This window comes from Streptomyces sp. sk2.1 (assembly GCF_008120935.1).
Classification (GTDB): Bacteria; Actinomycetota; Actinomycetes; order Streptomycetales; family Streptomycetaceae; genus Streptomyces.
Genome location: NZ_RDBO01000082.1, coordinates 37,228 through 53,052, shown reverse-complemented (window position 1 = coordinate 53,052; position 15,825 = coordinate 37,228). Strand labels below are relative to the sequence as shown.

The following is a 15,825-nucleotide window of genomic DNA, read 5'->3' as shown; positions in this document are numbered from 1 at the left end:
GGACCGGAGCGGGCGGGTGCTGGCCTTCTCCAGCAGACAGGACGAGGCCGACGGGGCCAGGATCGCGACCGTGCTGGGCCGTCAGGTCCCCGCCGAGAAACTGCGAGCCCTGGAGATGGCCGGAGCCTTCCAGGCCCTCTACCGGAAGGAGGAACCCGTCTACATCGACGGTGTCTCGGACCGGCCCCGGGCCGCGATCGCCGTCCGCGCCGGCGGCGAGATCCTCGGCTCGATCTGGGTCGTCGTCGACGCCCCGCCGAGCGAGGACCGCACCCGGGCACTCCAGGAGGCGGCGAAGGCGGCCGCCCTGCACGTCCACCCCAACACCTTCCGCTACCGGCTCAAGCGGCTGGCCGCGGTCGCGGACATCGACCTCGCCGACCCGGAGGCCCGGTCCGAGGCGGTGCCGCGACTGCGCCTGCGGCCGCGCACCTGATCCACCGCCCACACGAGGAGCGCGAGCGCGCTGATCGCGGCACCGAGCAGACACACCGCGCCCCACCCGGCCCGCGCGTGGACGGCCGTCGAGGCGAGGGCGCCCGCGGCGCTGCCGACCGAGTAGAAGACCATGTAACCGCCGATCAGACGGCTCCCGGCATCGGGGCGTACCGCGTGGATCAGGCTCTGGTTGGTGACGTGGACGGCCTGCACGGCCAGATCGAGGACGACCGCGCCGATCACCAGCGCCCACAACGACTGCCGGATGAGGGAGAGCGGGAGCCACGACACGGTGAGCAGGACCAGCGCGGTCCCGGTCGTCCACCCGGCGAGCCCCCGGTCGTGCAGCCGGCCGGCCGGTGCGGCCGCCAGCGCTCCCGCGGCTCCCACCAGCCCGAACGCCCCGATCGCGGTGTGCGACAGGGACAGCGGGGGCTCGCTCAGAGGGAGGGCGACGCAGCTCCACAGGGTGCTGAAGGCGGCGAAGACGAGCAGGGCGAGCAGAGCGCGGACCCGCAGCACGCGCTCCTCGGCGAACAGCGCGAGCGTCGAACGCAGCAGTCGGACGTACCGCATGGAGGCCGGCGGAGTCGACCGGCGCGGCAGTACGCGGGCGAGGGCCAGGGCGAGCACCAGGGTCAGCGCGGCCGAGGCGAGGTAGACCGCCCGCCAGCCCGCGAGGTCGGCCAGCGCGCCGGAGACCGTGCGGGCGAGCAGGATCCCGATGACGATGCCGCTGGTGACCAGGCCGACCGTACGACCGCGCCGGTCGGGGGCGGACAGCGACGCCGCGAAGGCCACGAGTGTCTGGGTCACCACGGCGAGGAAGCCCACGGCGGCCAGGGCGGCCAGCAGGACCGGTGCGGCCGCCGCCGTACCGGTGGCCACGAGCGCCGCCGCGAGCAGCGCCAGCTGGGCCACGACGAGGGTCCGCCGGTCGACCAGGTCGCCCAGCGGTACCAGCAGGAACAGCCCGAGGCCGTAGCCGACCTGGGTGAGGGTCACGACGATGCCGACGGACGCCGTGCCGATCCCGAACTCCCGGCCCAGGGTGACCAGGAGGGGCTGCGCGAAGTAGACGTTGGCCACCGCCGCCCCCGAGGCGACCGCGAAGAGCAGCAGGGTGCGCCCGGACAGGGCCGCCGCCGGTGTTCCGCCGCCCGGCTCCGCGGTCCTGGTCGTTCTCTCGCTGTCGGTCACGGGCACTCCTCAGCTTTTGGTTGCAAGTTGCTACCTCGTGGACGCTAACGCCGACTGGTAGCATGTTGCAACCGAATGGACGGAGAGGAAGCGGCATGGTGAAGCGGACACGCCTCGACGGCAGCGACTGCCCGGTGGCCCGCTCGGTCGACGCGATCGGCGACTGGTGGGCGCTCCTGATCGTCCGCGACGCGTTCGACGGCAGCCGCCGCTTCGGCGAGTTCCAGCGCAGCCTGGGCATCGCGAAGAACATCCTCGCGACGCGGCTGCGCGAACTGGTCGGCAGCGGAATCCTCGACCTGGTCCCGGCGGCCGGCGGCGGCGCCCGCCACGAGTACGTGCTGACGGCCAGGGGCAGGGACCTCTTCCCGGTCGTCGTGGCGCTGCGGCAGTGGGGCGAGGCGCACTTCTTCGACCCCGGCGAACCCCACTCGGAGATGGTAGACCTGCGCGACGGCCGTACCCCGCGGACGCTGGAGGTCCGCGCGGCCGACGGACGCCCGCTCGGACCGGACGACGTCACGGTGCGAAAGATCGAACGGCCCGGGGCGACGGGACCCGCGTAACGGCCCGGAGGACCCGCCCCGCACCCCCGGACAGCCGATCAGGACGCGCGTCCGCCCACACCCCCGCGCTCCAATGGACGGGTGACCGCGCCTCCCGACGACTGCCTCGCGCGCAACGAGTGGCTCTGCGGGGCCTACCTCTCCAGCCGGCGCGAGATCCTCTGGGACGCCGTCGTCCAGCACGTCCAGCTCACCGCGGCCGCCGTGTTCATCGGACTGCTCCTCGCCGTTCCGCTCGCCCTCGCGGCACGGCACCGGCGCTGGGCGGCGGGCCCCGTGCTCGGCGTGACGACCGCCCTGTACACCATCCCCTCGCTCGCCATGTTCTCGCTGCTGCTCCCGGTGTACGGACTGTCCGCCTCGCTCGTCGTCGCCGGACTCGTCCTGTACTCGCTCACCCTCCTCGTCCGCAACCTCCTCGCCGGACTGCGCGCCGTGCCCGAGGAGACCCGGCAGGCCGCGCGCGGCATGGGATACGGCCCGCTGCGCCTGCTGCTCGCCGTCGAACTGCCCCTCGCGCTGCCCGCCGCCATGGCCGGACTGCGGATCGCGACCGTCTCCGCGATCTCCCTGGTCACGGTCGGCGCGATCGTCGGCCACGGCGGACTCGGCAACCTCATCTACTCCGGCATGAACACCTACTTCAAGGCCCAGGTGCTCACCGCCTCCGTCCTCTGCGTGATCATCGCCGTCGCCGCCGACCTGCTGCTCCTGCTCGCCCAGAGGTTCCTGACCCCGTGGACCCGGAGACAGCCGTGAACACCCTCGCCGAAGCCTGGTCCTGGCTCACCACCGCCACGAACTGGACCGGCGAGGGCGGCATCCGGGACCGCCTCGCCCAGCACCTCTTCCTCACCGTCGTCTGCCTGCTGATCAGTTGTCTGATCGCGCTGCCCGTCGCCGTGCTCCTCGGCCACCTCGGCAGGGGCGGCGCACTCGCCGTCAACATCTCCAACATCGGCCGGGCCGTCCCCACCTTCGCCGTGCTGGTGCTGCTCCTCCTCACCCCGATCGGCGGCCACGGCGAGTGGCCGACCGTCATCGCCCTCGTGCTCTTCGCCGTACCGCCGTTGCTCACCAACGCCTACGTCGGCATGCGGGAGGTCGACCGGGACGTGGTGCGGGCCGCCCGGGGCATGGGCATGACGGGCCGGCAGCTGATGCTGGGCGTCGAGGTGCCGCTCGCCCTGCCCCTGATCCTCACCGGCGTACGGATCGCCGCCGTCCAGCTCGTTGCGACCGCCACCCTCGCGGCCCTGGCGGGCGGCGGCGGACTCGGCCGCATCATCACCGCGGGCTTCAACCTCGCCTCCACCGCGCAGGTGGTCGCCGGAGCGGTCCTGGTGACCGCCTTCGCCCTGATCGTCGAAGGGCTCTTCGAAGCGGTGCGGCGGCTCCTCCCCGACCGGCTCCGCGGCGAGGCGTCCCGATGAGACCGCGCGGCGCGTTCCCGCTGCTGCCGGCGCTGCTGCTGGCGGCGACCGCCTGCGCCACCGGCCCCTCCCTGGAGAACCGGGGCGAGGTCACCGCACCGCCCGGCGACAGCCGGCACCTCACCATCGGCTCCGCCGGATTCACCGAGAGCGAGCTGCTCGCCCGGATGTACGCGCTGCTGCTGGACCGGGCCGGCTACACCACGAGGATCATCACCGTCACCAACCGGGAGATCTACGAACCCGCGCTGGAGAACGGCCAGATCGACGTCGTGCCGGAGTACGCCGCCACCTTCGCCGACTGGCTCAACGCCAAGGAGAACGGCGCCGACGCCGCCCCCGTCGGCTCGCCCGACCTCGCCGTCACCATGAAGGCCCTGCGCGCGCTGGCCGCGCCCCGCGGCCTCACCGTCCTCGACCCCGGACGCGCCGTCGACCAGAACGCCTTCGCCGTCACCGCCGCGTACGCGGCCCGGCACCGCCTCGAAACCCTCGGCGACCTGGGCGCGTCCGGCCTGCCCGTGAGGCTGGCGGCCGGTGACGAATGCGTACGGCGCCCCTACTGCGCACCCGGACTGAAGAAGACGTACGGCATCCGCGTCACGGCCGTGGACCCCAAGGGCGTCGGCACCACCCAGGCCAAACAGGCCGTCCGCAACGGTCAGGACCAGATGGTCCTGACCACCACCACCGACGCCACGCTCGCCACCTTCGGCCTCGTCCTGCTCGCCGACGACAAGCACCTCCAGAACGCCGACCACCTCGTCCCGGTCGTCAACCGCTCCCGGGCGGGCGGCGAAGGCGTGCGCCGGGCCCTGGGCGCACTCGGCACCGTACTGACCACCGCCGACCTGGCCCGGCTCAACGAGCAGGTCGACAGCTGGCGGCGGCTGCCCGAGGACGTGGCACGCGCCTACCTGGAGTCCCGGCACCTCCTGCCGCGCGGCTGACGGCCGCCCCGGAAGGTCAGGCCCCCAGCTTCCCCGGCAGCCAGCCCAACTGCACGGCCTCCTGGAACGGCCCGCCGCCCTCGTGGTCGTTGAAGTCGTACACCTCGATGGCCTTGTCCGGGTGGGCGTAGGCGTTGAACGCGGCGAAGACCGTCGAGGGCGGGCAGGTCATGTCCTCCAGGGCGGTCGAGAACAGCGCCGGAGCCCGCCCGCGGGCGGCGAAGTGCACCCCGTCGAAGTAGGCCAGGGTGGCCCGCGCCCGGTCGGACCGGCCGCGGTGCGTCTTGAGGTAGTTGCCGATCTCGCGGTACGGGTTGCGGTCGGTGACGGTCAGAGCGCGCGGGAAGTCGCACAGGAACGGGACGTCCGGCGCGATCGCCGCGAGGTCCGGTATCAGCCCGCCGACGGCGAGCGTGATGCCGCCGCCCTGGCTCTCACCGATGACCGCGGTCCGCGCCGCGTCGGCCAGCGGGTGCGAGCGCGCCGCCTCCACCGCGCGCACCGCGTCGGTGAACACCCGCCGGTAGTAGTACGCGTACGGGTCCTCGATGCCGCGGGTCATGAAACCGGGGAACGCGGGACCGCTGCCCACCGGGTCCGGGGTGTCCCCGACGCGCCAGCCGCTGCCCTGGCCCCGGGTGTCCATCACGAAGTGGGCGAACCCCGCCGAGGCCCAGAGCAGATGGGTGTGCGCCAGACCCCGCCCGCCGCCGTAGCCGATGAACTCGACGACCAGCGGCAGCGGCTCCGCTGCCCCCGCCGGGACGACGAACCAGCCCTTGACCGGATGGCCGCCGAAGCCCGCGAACGTCACGTCGTACACGTCCACGGTCGCCAGACCCGTACCGGCGCGCCGCTCGAACCGGGCGTCGAGGTCGTGGGACCTGGCCTCGTCGAGCGTCTTCGCCCAGAACGCGTCGAAGTCCTCCGGCTCCACCGACGCGCTGCGGTGCTCGCGCAGCCGGTCGAGCGGCAGATCGAACAGGGACATGCGGTACCGCCTTCTTCGCAGGGTGGGTGATCGCCCACGGGGATGTCGATCACACCGTACGGCGGCGCCCCGCGCGGGAACGAACCCGTCCGGTGCGGGAAAGAACACGGTGAAGAAGTTGTGTCCGCCCCCTTGACCGGCGCCCGGCCGCCCCTCACAGTACTCGTCAACGCGCATGAGTAATACGCATTAATGAAATTGAGGAGCACAGGTGGAGGAACCCAGGAAGCGGGCCAGGCCCGGCCGCGCGCCCGCACCGGCGGGCCGCACGGGCCGGCCGCGCCAGGCCGAGGTCGCCCGGCTCGCCGGGGTCTCGCAGGCCACGGTCTCGCTGGTGCTCGCGGACAAGAGGCAGGGACCCGCGATCTCCGAGGAGACCCGGCAGAAGGTGCTGGAGGCGGCCCGCAGCCTCGGCTACGTCCCCGATCCGGCGGCCCGCAGACTCGCGGCGGCGCGCAACGACCTGCTGGGCGTCTTCAGCTTCACCGCGACCTTCCCGACCGATGTGCGGCACTCGTACTACCCGTTCCTGGTGGGCGTGGAGCGCGAGGCCGCGGAACGCGGCTACGACCTGGTGCTGTTCACCGGTTCGAGCACCGGGGGCGCGGGGGCCGGCGCCCCCGACGCGCTGGGCCGGGTCCGCCTCGCCGACGGCTGTCTGTTCCTCGGCCGCCACGCACCGGTCCAGGAGCTGCGACGGCTGGTCGCCGACGGCTTTCCCGTGGTCCACCTCGGCCGCCGGGACGAGCCGGAGGGGCTGCACTGGGTCGGCGCCGACTACGTGAGCGCCGCCCGCGAAGTCGTCGGCCACCTGGCCTCGCTCGGACACCGCCGGATGGTCCTGGTCCGCGAGGACGACGAGGCACCCGCCTCCACCGACCGCGAACTCGGCTTCCTCCAGGGGCTGGAGGCCGTCGGCCAGGGCGACAACCCCGGGGCCGTCTTCCGCTCCGCCGACCCGGAGCGCGACCTCACCCCCGAACGGCTGCGGGGCTGGCTCGCCGACGGCGTCACCGCGTTCGTCGCCGAGGAGACCGACACCGGGGCCGCCTGGCGGGCCCTGCGCCGGGCCGTCGCCGACGCCGGGATCGACTGTCCGCGCGACGCCTCGCTGGCGCTGCTCGGCAGCCCGCCCGCCGACCTCGCGGACGGCCCCGAACCCACCGGCTTCGACATCCCCCGCACCCGGCTCGGCGCGGCCGCCGTACGCATGCTCGCCGCGCTGGTCGCGGGGGAGGAGGCCACCGAACCCCTGGTCGCCTGCACCTTCCGGCCCGGCGCCACATCGGGCCCGCCACCCGCCGCCGGGGACCACTGACCGACCGCACAGCACAAGGAGACCCGTGATATCCGAACCGGACATCCTCGTCGTGGGCGCCGGACTCGGCGGCGTCGCCGCCGCGCTCGCCGCCTGCCGCGCCGGACGCACCGTCGTCCTCACCGAGGAGACCGACTGGATCGGCGGCCAGCTCACCTCCCAGGCCGTCCCCCCGGACGAGCACCCGTGGGTGGAGCAGTTCGGCACCACCGCCTCGTACCGCGCACTGCGCGAGGGCATCCGGGCGTACTACCGCCAGTGGTACCCGATGCGCTCCGAGGCCCTCGCCCGCACCGACCTCAACCCGGGCGCCGGACGCGTCAGCAAGCTCTGCCACGAACCGCGCGTCGCGCTCACCGTGCTGGAGGCGATGCTCGCGCCGCACCGGGCGGCGGGCCGCCTCACCCTGCTCACCGAGCACCGGGCGGTGGCCGCCGAAGCCGATGGCGATGCCATCGGGGCCGTGACCCTGGAGGACCTCAGGACGGGCGACCGCACCACCCTCGGCGCCCGCTACGTCATCGACGCCACCGAGACCGGCGAACTCCTCGAACTCGGCGGCGTCGAGCACGCCGTCGGCGCCGAGGCACGCGACGAGTTCGACGAACCGCACGCCCCCGAGGAGGCCCAGCCGCTCAACCAGCAGGGCATCACGGTGTGCTTCGCGCTCTCCCACCACGAGGGCGAGGACCACACCGTCGACCGGCCCGCCGACCACGACTTCTGGCGCTCCTACCGCCCCGGCTTCTGGCCCGGTCCGCTCCTCGGGTTCCAGGCGCCCGACCCGCGCTCCCTGGAACCCGTACCGCGCACCTTCGTCCCCAACCCGGACGCCGACCCGCTCGCCGTCGGCGCCGACCAGAGCGCCGACGCGGGCGACAAGGAACTGTGGGGCTTCCGCCGCATCCTCGCCCGCGGCATGCACCGCCCCGGCGCCTTCGACTCCGACATCACGCTCGTCAACTGGCCGCTCAACGACTACTGGCTCAAGCCCCTGGTCGGCGCCGGGGACGGGGTGACCGTCCAAGCGGTCGCCGAGGCACGGCAGTTGTCGCTCTCGCTGCTGTACTGGCTCCAGACCGAGGCCCCCCGCCGGGACGGCGGCACCGGCTTCCCCGGACTGCGGATCCGTCCCGACGTCACCGGCACCGACGACGGACTCGCCAAGGCCCCGTACGTACGCGAGTCCCGCCGGATCAAGGCCGTCACCACCGTCACCGAGCACGACGTGTCGATCGACCTCGTCGGCCCGCACGGCGGAACGCGCCACCGGGACGCGGTCGGTGTCGGCAGCTACCGCATCGACCTGCACCCCTCCACCGGGGGCGACAACTACGTCGACATCGGCTCGGTGCCGTTCGAGATCCCGCTCGGCGCCCTCGTGCCGCGCCGCGTCCGCAACCTGCTGCCCGCCGGCAAGAACATCGGCACCACCCACATCACCAACGGCTGCTACCGGCTCCACCCGGTGGAGTGGAACATCGGCGAGGTCGCCGGTGCCCTGGCCGCCCACTGCCTGACCGAAGGCGTCGAACCGGCACAGGTCCAGTCCGGGGACGAGCGGTACGAGGCGTTCGCGCGCCTGCTCGACCGCGACGGGATCCAGCGCCACTGGCCCGACGTACGCGGCTACTGACCACGGACGCCGAAACCGTGAGACGCCGGGTGGGACAGCTCCACCTGCCCCACCCGGCCCGCCCGCGCATCGACCCACCCGCACAAGGAGGTGCCCAACCATGACCACCCACCGCATCCGCGTCGGTATCGACGTGGGCGGAACCTTCACCGACGCCGTGGCCGTCGACGCCACGACCCTCGAACTGCTGGGGCAGGTGAAGGTTCCCACCAGCCACCACCACGAGGACGGCGTCGCCCACGGCATCGTCGAGGCACTCGACCGGCTGCTGGAGCAGACCGGCCGCGCCGCCGAGGACGTCGCGTTCCTGGCACACGGCACGACACAGGCTACCAACGCCCTGCTGGAGGGCGATGTCGCCACCGTCGGGCTGATCGGCATCGGAACAGGACCCGGCGCCGTGCTCACCCGCCGGCTCGCCTCGCTCGGCAGACTCGAACTCGCCCCGGGCAAGCGGCTCCCGCTCTCCTACGCACATGTGGCCGACCCCGAGGACGCGGACGAGGTGCGCGCCGCCGTCGACGCCGTCACCCGGGAAGGCGCCCAAGTCCTCGTCGCCAGCGAGCCGTTCGGCGTCGACCGGCCGGAGGGCGAGCGGGCGGTCCTCGAAACGGCCCGCCCGCACGGCCTGCCGATGACCGCCGCGTACGAGATCACCTCCCTGTACGGGCTCGCCAAGCGGACCCGCACCGCCGTCGTCAACGCCGCGATCCTGCCGCGCATGCTGGCCACCGCCGACCTCGTCGACGCCTCCATCACCAGGGCCGGGGTGAACGCGCCCCTGATGGTGATGCGGTGCGACGGCGGTGTGATGTCGCTCGACGAGATGCGCAGACGCCCGCTGCTGACCGTGCTCTCCGGCCCCGCCGCAGGGGTCGCGGGCGCGTTGATGCGGGAACGGATCAGCGAGGGCCTCTTCCTGGAGACCGGCGGTACCTCCACCGACATCAGCGTCGTGCGCCGGGGCAAGGTCGCCGTCCGGCACGCCACCATCCTCGGCAGGGCCTCGTACCTCTCCGCGCTCGACGTGCGGACGGTCGGGGTCGGCGGCGGGTCCATGGTCCGGATCGGCGGCGGCGGGGTCGTCGGCGTCGGGCCCCGCAGCGCGCACATCGCCGGACTGCCGTACGCCTGCTTCGCCACCCCCGACGACCTTCGCGAGGCCCGCCTCACCACCGTCCGGCCGATGGAGGACGACCCCGACGACTACGCCGTGATCGAGGCGGCCGGAGGCCGGTACGCGATCACGATGACCTGCGCGGCCAACGCGCTGGGCCGGGTCCCCGAGGGCGACTTCGCCCACTGCGACCAGGACGTGGCCCGTGCCGCCCTGGCCCCGCTGGCCGCCGCGCTGTCCACCGACGTCGCGACGGCGGCCGCCCGGCTCCTCGACGCGGGCGTCTCACGGGTCAGGGCCGTCACCGACGCCATGATCCGCGACTACCGGCTGGAGAAGGGCACCGCGGTCCTGGTCGGCGGCGGCGGGGGAGCCGCGTCCGTCATCCCGCATCTGGCCTCCGTCACCGGACAGGAGGGCCGGATCGCCCGGCACAGCGAGGTCATCAGCCCCATCGGGGTCGCCCTCGCCCTCGTCCGCGAGCAGATCGAGCGGATCATCCCGGGCGCCGGCCAGGAACAGATCCTCGCCGTCCGCGCCGAGGCCGAGGCGGCCGTCGTGGCCCAGGGCGCCGCCGCCGACGGGGTGGAGGTCGAGGTCACCGTGGACCCGCAGACCAGCACGGTACGGGCGGTGGCCACCGGAGCCACCGAACTGCGCACCCGGGACCGCGCCCACCGCGCCGACGAGACCGAACGGCTGCACGCCGCGGCGGCCAGCCTCAAGACCGACCCGTCGGACGTGGACGTCCTGGCCAGGACCCCCGCCCACACGGTCTACGGCACCGAGACCCGGCGCCGCTTCCGGGCCGCCCGGCACCCGGTGCGGGTCGTCGACGCCGACGGCGTCGTACGGCTGCACGCCCCCGACGCCCTGGTCGAGACGACCACCGTCGCAGCCGCCCCCGAGACGCTCGCCCGGCTCGTCGAAGAGGCCACCTCGTACGGCGACGGCGGCGTACGCGCCCCCGCCCTGCGGCTGCTCATCGGCTCCCGCATCGCCGACCTGTCCGGTGTCCTGGACCCGCAGCCGCTGCTCGCCCTGGCCCGCAGCGAGCTCGGCACCCGTGCGGCGGACGAGTCCGTGGTCGCGGTCGTGGAAGTACGGACATGAGCACGCCCGCCGACCTCGCCGCCACGGACGACATCGAGTTCGGCGTCCGGCTCCTGGCGGCCACGCCCACGCACGAAGGACGCGACCGCGGGTTGCTGCTCCACTGGGCCACCGCGGCAACGGCGTTCGGCGCCGGACTCACCCCCGCCCCGTCCCGCGCCCGCGTCGTCGAACGCGACGGCGGGCTGGAACACGGCCTCCTCGCCCGCTACACCTCGCGCCCCGCGACCGTCGAGCTGTACACCGACACCCTCGCCCGCGCGGAGGCCCTGGTGGACGAGCTCGGCTGGCGCCACTGGTACCCGACGGGCTCGGTGCGTGCCGCGGCCCTCGCACACGAGGCCGTCCACGAACTGCTCCATCACGGCCCGGTCAGAGCAGCGCTGAAACAGGCGCTCGGCCATGTCGTGCTGCGCGCCGGACGCCTGCGCCTGTACGGCCATGTCGCCGGGGCCGAGGAGATCGCCGCCCATGCCCACGCCCGCACCGCCTGCGGACTCGGCCGCAGCCCGCTGCTGCTGACCGCCGCGCTGGCCAGGGCCGACGCGCACCCCACCACCGCACCGCACGGAAGAGAGAAATAACGCCATGGGCGTCGTCATCCTCCTCGTCATGGCGGCCGGTGTCGCCGCGATGCTCACCCGGAAACTTCCCACGGCCTTCGCGCTCGTCGTCCTGGCCGTCGTCATCGCCCTCGTCGCGGGCGCGCCGCTCACCGGCGGGAACAGCGTCCTGGACACGGTCCTCCAGGAAGGCGCCCCGGCCCTCGCCGCCACCATGATCGCCATCCTGCTCGGCTCCTGGCTCGGCAAGCTCCTGGACGAGACCGGCATCGCGGGCACCCTCGTCCGCAAGATCGTCGAATTCGGCGGCGACCGCCCGGTCGTGGTGGCCCTCGGCGTCCTCGCCGTCTCCACTCTCGTCGGTACGGTGACGGGCTCCGCCCCCGCCGCGATGCTCGCCGGGATCATCGGCATCCCCGCGATGATCGCCGTCGGCATCCCCAAGGTCACCGCGGCCGGCACGATCCTCATGGGCATCGCGGCGGGAATGCCGTTCGAGCTGCCCGTCTGGCAGTTCTTCTCCACCGCGCTGGAACTGCCCGTCCCCACCGTGCGCGGCTTCATGACCAAACTGTTCCCGTTCGCCCTGGCCGCCGCCGTCCTCTTCGTCCTCGTCGAGTCCCGCCGCCGCGGTGTCGAACACGCCTGGTCCGCCAAGTCCCTCGCGCCGGGTCCGCGTTCCGACAGGCGCGCCCGGCTCGGCGACGCCCCCTGGTACGCGCTGCTCACGCCGGTGGTTCCCCTGGTCCTGGCCCTCGGCCTCGACGTGGCCATCGTTCCCTCGCTGCTCGCGGGCGTCCTGTACTGCCTGGCCACCACCACCCGGCCGCGCGAGATGAACAAGCGGCTGCTGCGCACCCTCCACGGCGGCTTCGAGGTGGCCGCCGCACCGATCACCCTGTTCGTCGCCATCGGCATCCTGCTCGCGGCCGTGAAACTGCCCGGGGCGATCGAGGCGCTGGAACCCCTCGTCAAGGCGGTCAGCCCGCAGAACGCGGTGCTGTTCGTCCTCGTCTTCACCCTTCTCGTACCGCTCTGCCTCTACCGCGGCCCGCTCAACGTCTTCGGCCTGGGCGCGGGCATCGCCGGCGTCCTGATCGCCGCCGGAATCTACCCCGCCACCGCGGTCCTGGGCCTGGCCACCTCGTACAACCAGGTCTTCGGCGTAGCCGACCCCACCAGCACCCAGACCGTGTGGAGCGCGCAGTACGCGGGTGTCACCCCGCAACAGGTGATGCTCCGCACCCTCCCGTACGTCTGGGCCGTCGCCCTCGGCGGCCTCTGCGTGACCGCCGCCACCCACCTCTGACACGTTCACCCGCTCCCGGGACGGAGCCCACCCATGAACGAGTCGCGGACCGGTCCGGAGAACGAGCCGCGGATGGGCCGTCCCCTTCGGTACGCGGGACGGGGCGGCGTACATGGTCCACGAGGCGGGTGAGCGTCTCCAGGGGGCCATCGCCGTGGCCCGAGCGGTGCGAGCCCGTCGAAAACCCGTTGCCCGCAAGGTGGCGGACTGCGACGCTCCCTCCCATGCCCGAGAACGATTCGAGGAACGCGCACCGGGTCGAGGCGCTCTTCTCGCACGGCCGTCTGACGGCGATCCCCCGCAAGGCGGCCCGCCGCGAGCAGTTGCTGGTCCACCTCGGTGAGACGCTGTTCGAGCGGGACCGGACCTACACCGAGCGCGAGGTCAACGAGGCGCTGCTCACGGTGCACGAGGACTGCGCCGCGCTGCGCCGCTACCTGGTCGTCGCCGGTCTGCTGGTCCGTTCCAGGGACGGCGGCAGCTACCGGCGCGGGCGGTAGCACGAACCCCGCGGGCCGGTGCGCGGCGCGCCCTACGCGTCCGCGATCGAGTCGAACCGCACCTCGTCCCGGCCCACGCCCCGCGCGTCCGCGTCCACCGAGCGGCGCAGCGCCTCGTGGAGCCGGGCCGGGGTCAGCACACCGAGGAACCGCGGCCCGTCCAGCACCGCGACCCAACCGGCGTCGTGCTGGAGCATCTCGCTGAACGCCTGCTTCAGCGGGGCGCCGACCGGCACCCAGGCGTCCATCCGCCGGGCCAGGGCGCCGACGGTGCCGTGCCCGCCCGCGGCCCGCAGCGCGTCCGCCGACACCCAGCCGTGCAGCTCGCCCCCGCCGTTCAGCACCACCGCCCAGCGGGCCCCCGTCCCGTCCAGCCGGGCCGCCGCCGAACCGGCCGGCTCGTCGAGCCGCGCCACCGGCGGCTCCTCCAGGTCGTCCGGCTCGACCGCCGTGACCGAGAGCCGCTTCAGGCCCCGGTCGGCGCCCACGAACCGGGCCACATACGGGGTCGCGGGAGTTCCGAGCACGGCTCCCGGGCTGTCGAACTGCTCGATGCGCCCCGCCCCGTACACCGCGATCCGATCGCCCATCCGGACCGCCTCCTCGATGTCGTGGGTGACCATCAGGACCGTCTTCCGGACCGCGGCCTGCAAGCCGAGGAACTCGTTCTGCAACCGTTCGCGCACCACCGGATCGACCGCGCCGAACGGCTCGTCCATCAGCAGCACCGGCGGATCGGCGGCCAACGCCCGTGCCACGCCCACCCGTTGCCGCTGCCCGCCGGAGAGCTGCGCGGGGTAGCGGGAGCCGTACGTCCCCGGGTCGAGGCCCACCAGATCCAGCAGCTCGGCCGCCCGTTCCCGGGCCCTGGCCCGTTTCCAGCCGACCAGTGCGGGCACGGTCGCGGTGTTGTCGAGGACCGTGCGGTGCGGGAAGAGCCCCACCTGCTGGATGACGTAGCCGATCCGGCGGCGGAGCCTCACCGGGTCGACCCCCGAGATGTCCTCGCCGTCCACCAGGATCCGGCCCGACGACGGCTCGATCAGCCGGTTCACCATCATCATCGTGGTGGTCTTGCCGCAGCCGGACGGTCCGACCAGGGTGACCAGTTCCCCCTCGGCGACCTCGAAGGACAGGTCGTCCACCGCGATCGTGCCGTCCGGGTACACCTTGCCGACCTGCTCGAACCGGATCATGCCTGCACGGTAGGAGCCGCCCGGGCACCGCGCACACGGGCCGCGACCGTCCGTGTCACGGCCGTGTGCTGAACTGTCCGAGGCACATCCGGCGATTCAGGAGCATTTTGTGAGCAGTTACCGGCACCCCGGCATCGTCTTCACCGACCGGTACTTCACGGTCCCGCTCGACCACGACGACCCGGACGGCGAGCAGATCGAGGTCTTCGGCCGGGAGGCCGTGGCGAGCGGCCGGGCCGACGAGGAGCTGCCGTGGCTGCTCTACCTGGAGGGCGGTCCCGGCTTCGGCGCCCGGCGCTTCGTGGGCACGGAGGCATGGCTGGGACGGGCCGTGCGGGAGTTCCGGGTGCTGCTGCTCGACCAGCGCGGCACCGGCCTCTCCACCCCGGCCAACCGGCAGACCCTGCCGTTGCGCGGCGGCCCGCGCGAGCAGGCCGACTACCTGGCCCGTTTCCGCTCCGACAACATCGTGCGCGACTGCGAGCTGATCCGCCCGCAGCTGACCGGCGGCGAGCCGTGGACGGTCCTCGGCCAGTCCTTCGGCGGCTTCTGCGCCGTCCGCTACCTGTCGGCCGCTCCCGAGGGGCTGGAGGCCGTCCTGATCACCGGCGGGCTGCCCTCGCTCGACGCACACGCCGACGACGTCTACCGGGCCGCCTACCCGCGCGTCGAGCGCAAGGTCGCCGCGCACTACGCCCGCTATCCGCAGGACGTCGAACGCGCCCGGCAGATCACCGCCCACCTGCTGGAACACCCCACCGACAACGCCGGCCACCTGCTGACGCCCGAGGGGTTCCAGTCCCTGGGCATCATGCTGGGCGGCGGCAGCGGCAGCCACCAGCTGCACTACCTGCTGGAGAACGCGTTCGTCCGCACCCCGCACGGCACCGAGCTCTCCGACACCTTCCAGGAGGCCGTGCGCACGGCCAACTCGTTCGCCGGGCACCCGCTGTACGCGCTGATGCACGAGGCGATCTACGGCCAGGACGACCGGCCCACCGCCTGGTCCGCCGAGCGGGTCCGCGCCGAGTTCCCGCAGTTCGACGCGGCCGAGGCGCTCAAGGGCGAGGGGCCGGTGCTCTTCACCGGCGAGACCATCCACCCCTGGCACTTCGAGGTGGACCCGGCGCTGCGCCCGCTGCGCGAGACCGCCGAACTGCTGGCCGCCCGCACCGACTGGGCGCCGCTGTACGACGCCGAGCGCCTGGCGGCCAACCAGGTGCCGGTCGTCGCCGCCGTCTACCACGACGACATGTACGTCGACACCGGGCACTCGCTGCGCACGGCGGCGTCGATCCGCGGGCTGCGCACCTGGGTGACCAACGAGTACGAGCACGACGGGCTGCGCGCGGGCGGGCCGCGGGTGCTGGACCGGCTGCTCGCCATGGTCCGGGGCGAAGCCTGACCGACGGCGGGAACGGGCCGGGGCGGTGCACGGGCGGCCGACGGGCAGTACCCCGGACGGCGTCTGTTCCGGGCGCGGCGCACGGTGGGG

At 73.5% G+C, this 15,825-nt stretch carries 15 protein-coding genes; 12 read left to right on the top strand and 3 right to left on the bottom strand.

What is annotated here, in order from left to right:
- A partial coding sequence (locus tag EAO76_RS36880; protein WP_148840596.1) for a helix-turn-helix domain-containing protein occupies positions 1–436 on the top strand: 436 nt, incomplete at its 5' end.
- Here EAO76_RS36880 and EAO76_RS36875 read toward each other — a convergent pair.
- A complete protein-coding gene (locus EAO76_RS36875) occupies positions 334–1,644 on the bottom strand; it encodes an MFS transporter (protein WP_148840595.1) in 1,311 nt (436 codons plus the stop codon). The genes EAO76_RS36880 and EAO76_RS36875 overlap by 103 nt on opposite strands.
- A gap of 89 nt (positions 1,645–1,733) precedes the next feature.
- Here EAO76_RS36875 and EAO76_RS36870 point away from each other — a divergent pair, with 89 nt between their 5' ends.
- The 4 genes from EAO76_RS36870 (at position 1,734) to EAO76_RS36855 (ending at position 4,587) form a co-directional block, all read left to right on the top strand.
- Entirely contained in the window at positions 1,734–2,204 is a 471-nt protein-coding gene (locus EAO76_RS36870; RefSeq protein WP_148840594.1) for a helix-turn-helix domain-containing protein, read from the top strand.
- Between the two features lie 81 nt (positions 2,205–2,285).
- Positions 2,286–2,963, top strand: coding sequence for an ABC transporter permease (locus EAO76_RS36865; protein ID WP_148840593.1), 678 nt, complete (start codon positions 2,286–2,288; stop codon positions 2,961–2,963).
- Positions 2,960–3,637, top strand: coding sequence for an ABC transporter permease (locus EAO76_RS36860; RefSeq protein ID WP_148840600.1), 678 nt, complete (start codon positions 2,960–2,962; stop codon positions 3,635–3,637). Before EAO76_RS36865 ends, EAO76_RS36860 begins: the two co-directional genes overlap by 4 nt.
- Positions 3,634–4,587, top strand: a complete 954-nt coding sequence (locus EAO76_RS36855; RefSeq protein ID WP_148840592.1) for an ABC transporter substrate-binding protein — start codon at positions 3,634–3,636, stop codon at positions 4,585–4,587. The genes EAO76_RS36860 and EAO76_RS36855 overlap by 4 nt, the downstream gene beginning before the upstream one ends.
- Before the next feature lie 16 nt (positions 4,588–4,603).
- Here EAO76_RS36855 and EAO76_RS36850 read toward each other — a convergent pair whose 3' ends face one another.
- Complete coding sequence (locus EAO76_RS36850) at positions 4,604–5,578, bottom strand: acetylxylan esterase (RefSeq protein WP_148840591.1); 975 nt, start codon at positions 5,576–5,578, stop codon at positions 4,604–4,606.
- A gap of 211 nt (positions 5,579–5,789) precedes the next feature.
- On the opposite strand from EAO76_RS36850, the gene EAO76_RS36845 reads away from it, so the two are divergent.
- From EAO76_RS36845 to EAO76_RS36820, 6 genes are all read left to right on the top strand, one after another.
- Positions 5,790–6,896, top strand: coding sequence for a LacI family DNA-binding transcriptional regulator (locus EAO76_RS36845; protein ID WP_148840590.1), 1,107 nt, complete (start codon positions 5,790–5,792; stop codon positions 6,894–6,896).
- A 25-nt stretch (positions 6,897–6,921) separates the two neighbouring features.
- The gene (locus EAO76_RS36840) at positions 6,922–8,532 is read left to right on the top strand and encodes an FAD-dependent oxidoreductase (protein WP_148840589.1); all 1,611 of its coding nucleotides are present in this window, start codon (positions 6,922–6,924) and stop codon (positions 8,530–8,532) included.
- A 100-nt stretch (positions 8,533–8,632) separates the two neighbouring features.
- Positions 8,633–10,762 (top strand): hydantoinase/oxoprolinase family protein, encoded by a 2,130-nt coding sequence (locus EAO76_RS36835; RefSeq protein WP_148840588.1) that lies wholly within the window; start codon positions 8,633–8,635, stop codon positions 10,760–10,762.
- Entirely contained in the window at positions 10,759–11,346 is a 588-nt protein-coding gene (locus tag EAO76_RS36830) for a hypothetical protein (protein WP_148840587.1), read from the top strand. Before EAO76_RS36835 ends, EAO76_RS36830 begins: the two co-directional genes overlap by 4 nt.
- 4 nt (positions 11,347–11,350) lie before the next feature.
- Positions 11,351–12,634 (top strand): TRAP transporter large permease subunit, encoded by a 1,284-nt coding sequence (locus EAO76_RS36825; protein ID WP_148840586.1) that lies wholly within the window; start codon positions 11,351–11,353, stop codon positions 12,632–12,634.
- Between the two features lie 224 nt (positions 12,635–12,858).
- On the top strand, positions 12,859–13,134 hold the full coding sequence (locus tag EAO76_RS36820; protein WP_148840585.1) for a DUF2087 domain-containing protein: 276 nt from the start codon (positions 12,859–12,861) through the stop codon (positions 13,132–13,134).
- A gap of 32 nt (positions 13,135–13,166) precedes the next feature.
- Here the strand turns inward: EAO76_RS36820 and EAO76_RS36815 are convergent, their stop codons facing one another.
- Positions 13,167–14,330, bottom strand: a complete 1,164-nt coding sequence (locus EAO76_RS36815) for an ATP-binding cassette domain-containing protein (RefSeq protein WP_148840584.1) — start codon at positions 14,328–14,330, stop codon at positions 13,167–13,169.
- A 109-nt stretch (positions 14,331–14,439) separates the two neighbouring features.
- Here EAO76_RS36815 and EAO76_RS36810 point away from each other — a divergent pair, with 109 nt between their 5' ends.
- On the top strand, positions 14,440–15,735 hold the full coding sequence (locus tag EAO76_RS36810; protein WP_148840583.1) for an alpha/beta fold hydrolase: 1,296 nt from the start codon (positions 14,440–14,442) through the stop codon (positions 15,733–15,735).
- Positions 15,736–15,825: the final 90 nt, after the last annotated feature.